We start from the raw sequence: 13,023 nt of genomic DNA, 5'->3' as shown, positions 1-13,023 counted from the left end.
TTCGAACAGTGCCGGGCCGATCAGCCCTGAACGGCCAGGACCAGCGGCAACACCCCGCGCGCCCCGCACCTCCGGAGCAGCCGCGCGGCGACCGCCAGGGTCCAGCCGGTCTCGGTGAAGTCGTCCACCAGCAGCACCGGTCCTTGAGCCTGGGCCAGGGCGGCGGCGAGAGCGGGCGGCACGGTCAACGCACCGTCGAGAGCCTTCAGACGCTGGGCACTGTTGCTGCGCGACATCCGAGGCGCGTCGCCCGCGTACTCCACGGAACCCAGCAGGGGCAGTCTGCCGATCTCCGCGATGCGCGCGCCCAGGGAGCGGACCAGCAGGGGCCTGGAACGTGAGGCGACGGTGACGACACCCACCGGCCGCGGCTGCACACCGGCCGTGCCCGGGGCCCAGCCGCCAGGACCCTTCGCCCAGTCGGCCAGCACCTCCACCACGGCACGGGCGACATCGTCCGGCACCGGCGCGTCCGGGGCCTGCGGCGCGAGCAGCGGCCGTAGCCGATTGCCCCAGCCGATGTCCGACAACCGCCCCAGGGCCCGCCCCGCCGACCCCTGTTCACCGGCCGGAATGCGCCCCTTGAGATCGATGCCGATCGCCGGCAGGCCGGTCGGCCACATCCGGCGCGGCTCCACCTCGACGCCCGCGCGCCCCAGATCGACCCGCGCCGCGTCCACCGCGGCCGAGGAGGTGTCCGCCATGAAACGCGGCCGCGTGCAGTTGTCGCAGCGACCGCAGGGCTTCGCACCTTCGTCGTCCAGCTGACGCTGCAGGAACTCCATCCGGCAGTCGGTCGTGGCCGCGTACTCGCGCATCGCCTGCTGCTCGGCCGTGCGCTGCCGCGCCACCCAGTCGTACCGCTCCGCGTCGTACGTCCACGGCTGTCCGGTCGCGATCCAGCCGCCCTTGACCCGCTTGACCGCGCCGTCCACGTCGAGGACCTTCAGCATGGTCTCCAGCCGGGAGCGGCGCAGCTCCACCAGCGGCTCCAACGCGGGCAGCGACACAGCGCCGTCGGCGCGGGAGAGGACGTCCAGGGTGCGGCGCACCAGGTCCTCCGACGGGAAGGCGAGGGAGGCGAAGTAGGCCCAGATCGCCTCGTCCTCCCGGCCCGGCAGCAGCAGCACCTCGGCGTGTTCCACACCACGCCCCGCACGGCCCACCTGCTGGTAGTAGGCGATGGGGGAGGAGGGCGAGCCCAGATGCACCACGAACCCGAGGTCGGGCTTGTCGAAACCCATGCCGAGGGCCGAGGTGGCGATCAGCGCCTTGACCCGGTTGCCGAGCAGATCGTCCTCGGCCTGCTGCCGGTCGGCGTTCTCCGTCTTCCCCGTGTACGACGTCACGGTGTGGCCGCGCTGCCGCAGGAAGGCGGTGACCTCCTCGGCCGCGGCCACGGTGAGCGTGTAGACGATGCCGGAACCCGGCAGCTCGTCCAGGTGGTCCGCGAGCCAGGCCATCCGGTGCGCGGCGTCCGGCAGCCGCAGCACACTCAGACTGAGGCTCTCCCGGTCCAGCGGGCCGCGCAGCACCAGCGCGTCCGAGGTGCCGCCGGTGCCGAGCTGCTCGGCCACGTCTGCGGTCACGCGCGCGTTGGCCGTCGCGGTGGTCGCCAGCACCGGCACCCCCGGCGGCAGGTCGGCCAGCATGGTGCGCAGCCGTCGGTAGTCGGGCCGGAAGTCATGTCCCCAGTCGGAGATGCAGTGGGCCTCGTCCACCACCAGCAGTCCCGTCGCCGCGGCCAGCTTGGGCAGGACCTGGTCGCGGAAGTCGGGGTTGTTGAGGCGCTCCGGGGACACCAGGAGGACATCGACCTCCCCGGCCGTGATCTCCGCCTGGATCCCGTCCCAGTCCTCGGTGTTGGACGAGTTGATGGTGCGGGCGTGGATACCGGCCCGGGCCGCGGCCTCCACCTGGTTGCGCATGAGCGCGAGCAGCGGGGAGACGATGACGGTCGGGCCGCTGCCCGTGGCCCGCAGCAGTGAGGTCGCCACGAAATACACCGCGGACTTGCCCCAGCCCGTCCGCTGGACGACCAGGGCCCGGTGCCGGTCGGCGACCAGCGCCTCGATCGCCCGCCACTGGTCCTCGCGCAGCCGGGCCGTGCCCGTAGCGTCCCCGACGAGACGGGCGAGGACGGCGTCGGCCCGCGCCCGCAGATCCGCGTTGTTCGTGTGCTCCATGCGTCCCATACAACAGGACGGGACCGACAGCCGGGCGGGCTGTGGACGAGGCGGACGGCTTTGGCGTGTCCCTGATTCGACTTATCCACATTCGACTTATCCACAGGCCCAAGCGGAATCACAAGATCCGCGAGATCGTCGGCGCATGACGAATCACAGCGAAACCACCGGACCCTCCGAAAACGGCGATGTCACGGGCGGTGCGAAACCTCTCGGACGGTCCGCCCACGACACCCAGATCACCCTGCGCACCCCGGCCGAACTGGCCGACGCGCTGCCCTATCTGCTCGGGTACCGCCCCGAGGACAGCATCGTGCTGGTGGCCCTGCACGACCGGGGCGGCCGCGGCCGCTTCGGCGGACGGGCCCGGCTCGGCATCCCCGCGAACGAGGACGACTGGGAGGCGGCCGCACGCCAGCTGGCCCAGGGCCTGATGACCGGCGGCGCGCGCCGAGGAGCGCGGCCCGAGCAGATGGTCGCCTACGTCTGCCAGGAACCGGCGCCCGGCGAATCGGGCCGGGACGTCATGCACCGGCTCGCACCGCTGACCCACCTGCTGCGCACCGAGTGCGGCCGCCTCGACGTGCCCGTGATCGAGGCACTGTGCATCTCGGACGGCCGCTACTGGTCGTACTGCTGCCCGACCCAGGAGTGCTGTCCGCCCGACGGCGCCCCCATGGGCCTGCCCGGCACCTCCGTGCTCGCGGCCGCCGCCACCTACGCCGGGATCCAGGTGCGCGGCACCCTGCGCGAGCTGCGGGTCAGGCTGCTGCCCTGGGAGACCGGCGCCGTGCCGGCACAGGAGGCCGCCCTGGACAGCGCCGGAATGGCACTGGTGCCCCGCATCCTCGACGACACCTTCCGCGCGGAAGTGGCCGAGGAGACCCTGGCCCTCGCCGGGCGGATCATGAGCCGGTACGCAGCGGCCACCCCGGTGTCCGGCACCCACCAGGCGGACCTCCGCGACGACGACCTGCTCGCCCACGACGAGGCCGCGGCGCTGATCCTCGGGCTCCAGGACCGTACGACCCGCGACCGCGCGGCCGCCTGGATGGAAGGCGACGAAGCCGGACCGGCCCTGCGTCTGTGGCGCGCCCTGGCCCGCCGCTGCGTCGGCCCGTACGGCGAGCACGCCGCCGCTCCCTTGACGCTGGCCGGCTGGGTCGCCTGGTCGACCGGTGACGACCTGGAGGCACGCGAGGCCTTGGCGATGGCTCTGGGCGCGGACTCCGACTATCTCTTCGCCCGCCTGTTGCACCAGGCCTGCAACGAGGGACTGGACCCGGAGTCGATCCGGCGCTGCCTGCGTAGGGAACGCGCGGGCGGGGGTGCGGTGGACAGCACGGCAGCGGCCGATGACACCGGTCCGGTGGATCCGGACGCCGATCCGGACGCCGGTCGTGCGCCGGCCGCCGCGTCCGGGACCCGCCGACGGCGCCGTCCGCGCACCGGAGACAGTGCCGACGACCGACCGCCGAGGCCGGAAAGCACCCGCCCGCGGCCGACGACCGGCCACACCCGCCCCGGTTCGCCCAGGCCGGGCGGCGGCACGCGCACGCGTACGGCGGAGCGGAGCGACACCCGAAGCGAGCGAACTGCGCAGGAGGGCACACGGACCGCGAACGGACCCAGCGAGGGGGATGAATGAACATGGGCCGGCCATGGGCGGCACACGGACGGACGTGGGTCGGCGCCGTCCGCCGCTGGGCACGGAAACTCATCGGGCGGGAGCGGAGCCCTGACCGCCCGCCGTCCGGGCGGCCTCGGCTCGGCCCGTCGCTCGCCGGTGCCCGAGGGCGCGGGCCGGCCGTCCCGGACGACGCCACCCCGCACCGCCACACGGTCAGGTTTGGCAGGCCGGGGCGTGACCAGGAGGAGCCCTTCCCCGTTCACCTGAGTGGCGGAACGCCTGGACGGGCCGTACCGCCGCCCGGCCCCTGTCCCTCCGGAGCCCTCCGTCCGGCGCCCAGCACATCCCAGGCGCACCGAGCGAAGAAGCCTCACCATGCATCAGCCGACTCCGCCCTCCACCGCCGACGACAACCGCCGACTCCGGGACGGCCCGCCCTGGCTCCCGGCGGCGGACGGCGCCTCGGGACAGCCACGCGCCCGCACACCCCGGCCCACGCCCGCACGCCCGGCTCCCGGCACCCCCGGCCCGGGGAACTCCGGCGGGCTGCCGCCCACGCACACCGCCCTGATCTGCGTCGCGCTGCCCGGCCTCGCCATCTCCACGGAGCAGGGCCAGCTGTCCGGGCGTGGCCTGGAAGGGTTCTACCGTGCGGGCCGGCGGGTGCTCGCGCGCTGTCAGGTCCGTGTCGCCGGACGCGAACCGCTCCCAGTGCAGGCCCGGATGACGGGGGCGGACTCCGCTCGCTTCGTGGGCACGCTACGGGCCTCCCCGGTGGCGGGCCCGGATCCGGACGTCGTCGTGGAACGGACCCGGCACGCCGACGGCACCGAGCGGATCACCCTCCGCAGTTCCGCGCTCCACCCCTTGCGACTGCCGCTGGAGGTGGCCCTCGGTACGGACCTCGCGGACCTGAGTGCCATCGCCTCCGGCATCCCGGGCCCCGAACTCCCGGCCAGCGTCCACGACTCCGGCATCCGCTGGGCCACCCCCACCGGCAACTCCTCGGTCACGGCGGACCCGCCACCCGCAGACGCACTGGCCTCCGCCGGACTGCTGCGCTGGGAGTTCGAACTGCCCCCGGGCGGCACGGCGAGCGTGGAACTGCGGGTGCGCCCGGACGGCACGGGCCCCCTGCGCGCCGTGGGACGCGCCGCCACCAGCCCACTGGCACCGGCCAGGGCCGCGGGGGACGACCCGAGGGTTCCGGCACTGCTCAGGACGAGCATCGACGACCTCCAGGCGTTGCTGCTCCGCGACCCGGCGCACCCCTCCGACACCTACCTGGCGGCCGGGGCGCCCTGGCGCTGCGGGCTGGCTCCGGCCGACGCGCTCGCCGCCGCCCGGATGACCCTGCCCCTCGGCACCCGCCTGGCCGCCGGCACCCTGCGTACCCTGGCCCGCACCCAACTCCGCGGCCCGCGGCCGCAGGCCGGCCTGATCCCCGGCCCGCGCCGCGACGCCGGAGCACACCTGCCACCGGGCTGCACGGGTACGGAGGCCACCCTGCTCTTCCCCGTCCTGCTGGCCGAGGCCCGCCGCTGGGGGCTCCCGGAACAGGAGACGCGGGAGCTGCTGCCCGCCGCCGAGCGCTGCCTGGCCTGGCTGCGGGCCACAGTGGGCGACCACACCTACCTCTGCGACCCGCAGCCCGGCGGCCCCGCGCGCAGCGAGACCCAGGCCCACGCCCACCGTGCGGCCCTGCTCGGCGCCGACCTGCTCGACGCGTACGACCGACCCGGCGGTGCCGGGCTGCGGCAGTGGGCAGGCGAGTTGAGGAAGGCGTTTCAGGCGGACTTCTGGGTCGAGGACCGAGGCGGCGGGCGGCCGGCGGCGGCACTGAACCCGGACGGCCGCCCCCTGACCCATCTCGGCGCCACCGCCGTCCACCTTCTCGACACCGGCCTTCTCGGCGCGGGCGGACCGGCCGTCGGCCTGCTCGACAAGGTGCAGACCGAGCAACTCGCCCGGCTGCTCGGCAGCCCGGCCATGGACTCCGGCTGGGGGCTGCGCGGGCTGGGAGCGAAGGAGGGGGGACACAATCCGTTCGGCCACCGGACCGGGGCCGTGCGGGTCCAGGAGACGGCGCTCGCCGTCGCCGGGCTGGCCGCGGCGGGCTACGAGAAGGAGGCGGGTGGGCTGCTGCGCGGCCTGCTTGCGGCGTCCGAGCACTTCGGCCACCGGTTGCCCGAGATGTTCGCGGGTGAGCAGCGTTCCGACGGGAGTGCTCCCCTTCCGCACCCCGCGGCCTGCCGTCCGGCGGCCACGGCGGCAGCCTCCGGGATCCTGCTCCTCACCACGCTCGCCGGCATCCGCCCCGACACCCCGGCCGGGACCGTCACCCTCCGTCCCGTTCACAGCGCACCGCTGGGTGAACTCGGTCTGACCGGACTGCGGGTCGCCGGTGCGCCCTTCTCGGTGCGGGTCAGCCGGCTCGGTCTGGCCATGGTCGAGGAGGCCGCGGACGGCCTGCAGTTGGGGGTGTGACCAGCCGGCACGGAGCGGGTGACCCGGCGCGACCCGACGGCCACGACGAAAGGGTGACCGACCGCGCGTCGCATGCCGCAACGAACCGCGGGGTGCATACCGGAGCGAAGTGGATCAGGCGTGGAAGCGAGCGACGAAGGGAGTGTTTATCGTCAGGCAGACGACTATGATCACCGCATGCCCTACGACCCGTCAGCCTTTCCGCCCTTCGCCGTCACCGTGGACCTGGTCGTGCTGACCGTGCGCCGCCATGCCCTGTGCGCGCTGGCGGTCCGCAGAGGCGAGCCGCCGTTCCAGGGGCGCTGGGCGCTGCCGGGCGGCTTCGTACGGGCCGACGAGGATCTTTCCCAGGCGGCGGCGCGGGAACTCTCGGAGGAGACCGGGCTGCGCGCCCACGACCCCGATGCCCCCGCCCAGGACGGCGGAGCCCATCTGGAACAGCTGGGGACCTACGGTGACCCCAAGCGCGACCCCCGGATGCGTGTGGTCAGTGTCGCCCACCTCGCCCTCGCTCCCGACCTCCCCGCGCCGCGCGCGGGCGGTGACGCGAGCAACGCGCGCTGGGCCCCGGTCGAGGAACTGCTCGCGCAGGGCGGCTACGGCCGGGACGGCGAGCCTGTCGCGCCACTCGCCTTCGACCACGCCCAGATTCTCTCCGACGGCGTGGAACGGGCCCGCTCCAAGATCGAGTACTCGTCCCTGGCCACCGCGTTCTGCACGCCCGAGTTCACCGTCGGCGAGCTGCGCCGGGTCTACGAGGCGGTGTGGGGCGTGGCGCTCGACCCGCGCAACTTCCATCGCAAGGTGACCGGAACCCCTGGCTTCCTCGTCCCCACCGGTGGCACGACCACCCGCCAGGGCGGCCGCCCGGCCCAGCTCTTCCGTGCCGGCGGTGCGACTCTGCTCAACCCGCCGATGCTGCGGCCCGAGGTGTGACCGCCCGACAGTGCGAACCCTGACAGAGGCGAAGTGTTCTATACCGGGAAAACCGGGCATTCCGCGCTATCTTCCCTAAGGTGATCCAGGCCTTCGGACTGACCAGCAACCCCCGCAAGGCGCACCCGCCCGCCGTCGACGACGTGACCTTCGAAGCGCGCGCGGGATGCGTCACCGCACTCCTCGGCGCGACAGGCGCGGGCAAGACCACGGCGCTCAGACTGATGCTCGAACTCCAACAGGGCCGTGGACTCACCTACTTCAGGGGCCGCCCCCTCCATCGCATCGCCCACCCTTCGCACGAGGTCGGCGTGGTCCTCGGCGATGTCCCCGGCCACCCGTCCCGCACCGTGCGCGGCCATCTGCGCATGCTGTGCGCGGCGACCGGAGTCCCGGCCCGGCGCGCAGACGAAGTGCTGGACGCCGTCGGTCTCGTCAGCCTGGGCGAGGAACGCCTGGGCACACTGTCACGTGGCATGGACCGCCGTCTCGGCCTGGCCTGCGCCCTGCTCCCCGACCCGCACACCCTCGTCCTGGACGAACCCGCGGACGGTCTTTCCACCCGTGAGACCCGTTGGCTGCACGCCATGCTCCGGGCGCATGCCGCCCAGGGCGGCACGGTGCTGTTCACCACCGCCGAACCCAAGGAGGCGGCCCGCACGACCGACCGGGTCGTCACCCTGGAGCGTGGCAGGCTCGTCGCGGACCAGGCGGCCGCCGAGTTCGCCCGCACCCGGCTGCGACCCCGCGTGGCCGTCCGCAGCCCCCATGCCGCCCGGCTCGCCGCCGTCCTCACGAAGGAAGCCCGCACCGGTCAGCGCTCCGTGGAAGTGGTGCAGGAAGACGGCAACCGCCTTTCGGTCTACGGCAGTACGACCGCGGAGGTCGGCGAGATCGCGTTCCGCAACGGCATCCTGGTCCACCAACTCGCGGACGAGACCGGCGACATGGGTCCGGGCGCCGGAACGGAGCCGCCGACGGGCGAGGCGCCGGAGGCCGTACGGCTGCGGCGTGGTGAGGGTGAGGACGAGCGGATCGCGGCGGGCGGAACCCGAAGGACGTCCGACCGGCGACGCGCCGACGACACGCCCGGCACCGACCGGCGGGACGTGTCTGGCGCGGATCGACTTCAGGACGCGGGCGGTTCCCCGGTGACCCCACAACCACGGGCCTCGGCCGCTCCGCGACCGGTGAGTCAAGCGCTCGACACCACCGTAGGGGAGCCAGGCCCTGGCCGGCCGTCGACCGACACGGAGCCGTCGGCCACGGCCGAACTGCAGCCGTCGGCGTCCGCCGGGGAGCTCGCCGACGGCCACGCGGCCATGCCCAAGTCCTCGCACGCGGAACCTCCCGCCCGCACCCTGCCCGCCGAACCTCCCGCCCGCACTCTTCCCGCCGAAGTCCCGGCCGCCGCGCTCTCCGCCCGGCCGTCGACCGTCGCCGCAAGCGCCCGGACGTCAGCCTCCACCGCATCCTCACCGCGGCATGCACCGGCCACCTTCCCGGAACCGCCGCCCCACGCCACATCCCCGGAACCGGTGTCCGCCACCGCTACCGCCACAGTCCCCGCCCAGCCGCCAACCCCCGCCGCATCCGCCCAGCCGCCGGCCCGCGCCGTATCCGGCGCCCCCTCCGCCCCCTCCGCCCTCGGCTCCTCCGCCACCCCCGCCGTACCCGCCGAAGCCCCCACCGCCCGGCCCCCTGCCAAGCAGCCGCAGCCGCAGCCACGGCCACAACCGCAGTCGCAGGCCCCTGAGCCCCACTTCACCCTCGACGACCCCGCCCCCTCCCCGGACGGTCCCGCTCGCTGTCCCGAGGCCGCCGCTCCGGACGGGTTGTCCGTCCTTCCCCCCGCCATCTCGGTCCGCCCCGCCCCCAGCCCCCTGCGCCCCCTGCGGTACGAACTCCGCCGCGCCGCCGGGATCGGTGCCGGCTTTCTCACCTGCGGTGTCGTACTGCTGGTGTCCGCCCTCACCGCCTTCCTGCTCGCGCGGCTCGGGCACACCCCCCAGGCCCGGTTGTTCGCGGCCTGGCCGCGGGAACTGCCGTTGCCCCCCGCGGCGCTCGGCGCCGGGCTGCTAGGGGCGCTTTCCTTCGGCGACGAGTTCCGCCACCCCGCGCTGGCGGCGGACCGCGGCACCGTGCCCCGCCGGCTGGGGCTGCTCACCGCGAAACTCCTGGTCTCCGGGGCCACCGCGGTGCTGCTCTCGTTCCTCACCCTGGGCTGCGACGCCGAAATGCTCTATCTCGTCTACGGTCGGGAGCTCGCGCAGGTTCCCACCGACTGGCTTTCGCTCACCGCCGGCTGGTTCGGACTGGTCGTCGGCTGTGCCTGGGCCGGTGTGCTGGCCGCGGGTGTCTTCCGTTCCACCACGGCCGGTCTCGCCGCGGTGCTCGCTGTACCCGTGCTCGTGGTACCCGTCGTACACAAGGCGCTACAGGGGCCAGGTGTGCGGATGGCCGCCGGATTCCCGATGCGGATGCGGGAGACGTTTCTGATGCAGTGGCCCTTCGGGGGAGAGCGCTATCTGATCGGAGCGGCCCGGGTGCTCGCCCAACCCGTGGGCGGGGCACTGGCGTTGTCGCTGACCGCGCTGCTCTGCGCGTATCTGTTCACCACCCTGCGGGCCAGAGTCGGATGACCACGGACCGGGCGCTTCCGATCCAGCCGTGTGCACAACTCCCCGCAGAAAGGCCATTTCTTTCCGATAAGGCGTCAATTGCGACGGCGTGAGCGATCACCCTTTCGTGTGCTTTTCACCAAAGACCTCAAGGGAGTTGGAGGCAGCGCCGACAAAGGTTCCGTGAGTACCCTTGCGCACACCATGATGACCGCCGCCCGCTCCGCAGACTCTGGTCTGGTCGGCCCGGGCGAACTCGACCGCTACCCCTACGCGGAGGGCCCTGTCACCGATCGCGTCGGCGTCCCCTCCTGGGAGGGCGCGGACCCGGAGCTGGGCCGTGTGGGCCGGCGTGCCGCGGGCAGCCGCGGCCGTGGACTGCACGGTCAACTCGTCCAGCAGCTGGGCCAGATGATCGTCTCCGGAGACCTGGGCGCGGACCGCCCGCTGGTACCCGAGGAGATCGGCCAGCGGTTCGAGGTCTCCCGCACCGTCGTCCGCGAGTCTCTCCGGGTCCTGGAGGCCAAGGGCCTGGTCAGCGCCCGCCCGAACGTCGGCACGCGGGTACGTCCCGTCAGTGACTGGAACCTCCTCGACCCGGACATCATCGAGTGGCGGGCCTTCGGGCCGCAGCGCGACGACCAGCGCCGTGAGCTCAGCGAGCTGCGCTGGACGATCGAGCCGCTCGCCGCCCGCCTCGCCGCCGGGCACGGGCGCGAGGATGTCCAGCAGCGCCTGTGCGACATGGTCGAGATCATGAGCCACGCCATGGCGCAGGGCGACGCACTGACGTTCTCGCGCGCCGACGCCGAGTTCCACTCGCTGCTCATCCAGATCGCGGGCAACCGCATGCTGGAGCACCTCTCCGGCATCGTGTCGGCGGCCCTCCAGGTCTCCGGCGGCCCGGTCACCGGCTGTGACCGGCCGAACGAGACCTCCCTGGCCCAGCACGCGCGGATCGTCGACGCGCTCGGTACCGGCGACGGCACGGCGGCCGAGTCGGCCATGCGTCAACTGCTCACCGTCCACCCCGAGGTGGAGCGCGTGGTGCCCGCCCCGCGCGAGCACTGACCCGCGTCGAGAGCGATGTGCCCGGTGAGTGCCGCGTTCTCGGAGTGTCGTCGGCCCGGGAATCCGCTTCCGTCGGACCCCGCCGGATCCCTCAGGGCTCCGGCGGGGCCCGGCGGCACGGCGGGGGAGTGCGGCGACCGGGTCGTACGGCAGGCTCCGCGGCAGCCGGCTGATGTGTCCGCAGTGGCGGAACCGAGTGTCCGGAGCCGTCGTACGGGGTACTCGGAGTGGTTGTACGACGGGCCGCGTGGCGGCCCGAACGGCCGGAGAGATCATCTAGGACAGCTTCTGCCCGCGTCTGACCGTTTTTGAGCGCTTACGGGGTGTGACTCGGGCCACGTAGATTGGGCGTAACGCTCTTGCGAACAACGCGATGACCTAAGAGGTGACAGCCGCGGAGGGAATACGGACGCCATTCATGGCGCTGTCCATCTCCCCGGCCCCCGCCCGCGCCGTCGGCCCATCCCCAAGCCGGCGGTCGGCTCCAGTCCGTCCCGGACGGGGCCGGAAGCCGTTTTTCAACGTTCCGAGAGGTTGTTCGTGTCGGCCAGCACATCCCGTACGCTCCCGCCGGAGATCGCCGAGTCCGTCTCTGTCATGGCTCTCATTGAGCGGGGAAAGGCTGAGGGGCAGATCGCCGGCGACGATGTGCGTCGGGCCTTCGAAGCTGACCAGATTCCGGCCACTCAGTGGAAGAACGTACTGCGCAGCCTCAACCAGATCCTTGAGGAAGAGGGTGTGACGCTGATGGTCAGTGCCGCGGAGCCCAAGCGCACCCGAAAGAGCGTCGCAGCGAAGAGTCCGGCCAAGCGCACCGCCACCAAGACGGTCGCGGCCAAGACGGTGACCACCAGGAAGGCCACTGCCACGGCCGCTCCGGCCGTGTCCCCCGCCGTGGCCGACGATCCGGCCGACGAGGCGGCGCCCGCCAAGAGGGCCGTCGCCAAGAAGGCCCCCACCGCCAAGAAGGCGGCCGCGAAGAAGACCGCGACCGCCGCCAAGAAGACGGTGGCCAAGAAGACCGCCGCCAACAAGGACGACGCCGAGATTCTCGAGGACGAGGTTCTCGAGGAGGCCAAGGCCGGCTCCGAGGAGCCCGAGGGCACCGAGAGCGCGGGCTTCGTCCTGTCCGACGAGGACGAGGACGACGCGCCGGCGCAGCAGGTCGCCGCGGCCGGTGCCACCGCCGACCCGGTCAAGGACTACCTCAAGCAGATCGGCAAGGTCCCGCTGCTCAACGCCGAGCAGGAGGTCGAGCTCGCCAAGCGCATCGAGGCCGGTCTGTTCGCCGAGGACAAGCTGGCCAACGCCGACAAGCTCGCCCCGAAGCTCAAGCGCGAGCTGGAGATCATCGCCGAGGACGGCCGCCGCGCCAAGAACCACCTCCTGGAGGCCAACCTCCGTCTGGTGGTCTCCCTGGCCAAGCGCTACACCGGCCGCGGCATGCTCTTCCTGGACCTCATCCAGGAGGGCAACCTCGGTCTGATCCGCGCGGTCGAGAAGTTCGACTACACCAAGGGTTACAAGTTCTCCACGTACGCCACCTGGTGGATCCGGCAGGCCATCACCCGCGCCATGGCCGACCAGGCCCGCACCATCCGTATCCCGGTGCACATGGTCGAGGTCATCAACAAGCTCGCGCGCGTGCAGCGCCAGATGCTCCAGGACCTGGGCCGCGAGCCCACCCCGGAGGAGCTGGCCAAGGAACTCGACATGACCCCGGAGAAGGTCATCGAGGTCCAGAAGTACGGCCGTGAGCCCATCTCCCTGCACACCCCGCTGGGCGAGGACGGCGACAGCGAGTTCGGTGACCTCATCGAGGACTCCGAGGCCGTCGTGCCCGCCGACGCCGTCAGCTTCACGCTCCTCCAGGAGCAGCTGCACTCGGTGCTGGACACCCTGTCCGAGCGCGAGGCAGGCGTCGTCTCCATGCGGTTCGGTCTCACCGACGGTCAGCCGAAGACCCTCGACGAGATCGGCAAGGTGTACGGCGTCACGCGCGAGCGGATCCGCCAGATCGAGTCCAAGACCATGTCGAAGCTGCGCCACCCGTCGCGTTCCCAGGTGCTGCGCGACTACCTCGACTAGGTCG

7 protein-coding genes are annotated in these 13,023 nt (G+C 72.8%); 6 read left to right on the top strand and 1 reads right to left on the bottom strand.

The features are described 5' to 3' along the window. Window positions 1–20: 20 nt before the first annotated feature. Window positions 21–2,186, bottom strand: a complete 2,166-nt coding sequence (locus AB0D85_RS31285; RefSeq protein WP_362327588.1) for a RecQ family ATP-dependent DNA helicase — start codon at window positions 2,184–2,186, stop codon at window positions 21–23. Window positions 2,187–2,331: 145 nt separating this feature from the next. On the opposite strand from AB0D85_RS31285, the gene AB0D85_RS31280 reads away from it, so the two are divergent. The 6 genes from AB0D85_RS31280 (at window position 2,332) to AB0D85_RS31255 (ending at window position 13,019) form a co-directional block, all read left to right on the top strand. Further along, on the top strand, window positions 2,332–3,834 hold the full coding sequence (locus AB0D85_RS31280; protein ID WP_362327585.1) for a DUF4192 domain-containing protein: 1,503 nt from the start codon (window positions 2,332–2,334) through the stop codon (window positions 3,832–3,834). A 357-nt stretch (window positions 3,835–4,191) separates the two neighbouring features. Beyond that, the gene (locus tag AB0D85_RS31275) at window positions 4,192–6,303 is read left to right on the top strand and encodes a glycogen debranching N-terminal domain-containing protein (protein WP_362327582.1); all 2,112 of its coding nucleotides are present in this window, start codon (window positions 4,192–4,194) and stop codon (window positions 6,301–6,303) included. Between the two features lie 177 nt (window positions 6,304–6,480). Then, window positions 6,481–7,239, top strand: coding sequence for an NUDIX hydrolase (locus AB0D85_RS31270; RefSeq protein ID WP_362327579.1), 759 nt, complete (start codon window positions 6,481–6,483; stop codon window positions 7,237–7,239). 80 nt (window positions 7,240–7,319) lie between these two features. Continuing rightward, window positions 7,320–9,881 carry an ATP-binding cassette domain-containing protein gene (locus AB0D85_RS31265; RefSeq protein ID WP_362327575.1) on the top strand — a complete coding sequence of 854 codons (2,562 nt, stop codon included), beginning with the start codon at window positions 7,320–7,322 and terminating at the stop codon, window positions 9,879–9,881. A gap of 162 nt (window positions 9,882–10,043) precedes the next feature. Continuing rightward, on the top strand, window positions 10,044–10,931 hold the full coding sequence (locus AB0D85_RS31260) for a FadR/GntR family transcriptional regulator (protein ID WP_362327571.1): 888 nt from the start codon (window positions 10,044–10,046) through the stop codon (window positions 10,929–10,931). A 540-nt stretch (window positions 10,932–11,471) separates the two neighbouring features. Then, the gene (locus tag AB0D85_RS31255; RefSeq protein ID WP_362327568.1) at window positions 11,472–13,019 is read left to right on the top strand and encodes an RNA polymerase sigma factor; all 1,548 of its coding nucleotides are present in this window, start codon (window positions 11,472–11,474) and stop codon (window positions 13,017–13,019) included. Window positions 13,020–13,023 lie beyond the last annotated feature (4 nt).

It is taken from the genome of Streptomyces sp. NPDC048277 (assembly GCF_040652235.1).
Lineage (GTDB): Bacteria > Actinomycetota > Actinomycetes > Streptomycetales > Streptomycetaceae > Streptomyces.
Note: the sequence above shows the minus strand (reverse complement) of the source record. Positions and strands in the feature narration are given on the sequence as shown.

Excerpts from the sequence above, each read along its gene's own strand:
- AB0D85_RS31285 (WP_362327588.1), bottom strand. The coding sequence starts at position 2,186 with ATGGAGCACACGAACAACGCGGATCTGCGGGCGCGGGCCGACGCCGTC.
- AB0D85_RS31280 (WP_362327585.1), top strand. The coding sequence starts at position 2,332 with ATGACGAATCACAGCGAAACCACCGGACCCTCCGAAAACGGCGATGTC.
- AB0D85_RS31275 (WP_362327582.1), top strand. The coding sequence starts at position 4,192 with ATGCATCAGCCGACTCCGCCCTCCACCGCCGACGACAACCGCCGACTC.
- AB0D85_RS31270 (WP_362327579.1), top strand. The coding sequence starts at position 6,481 with ATGCCCTACGACCCGTCAGCCTTTCCGCCCTTCGCCGTCACCGTGGAC.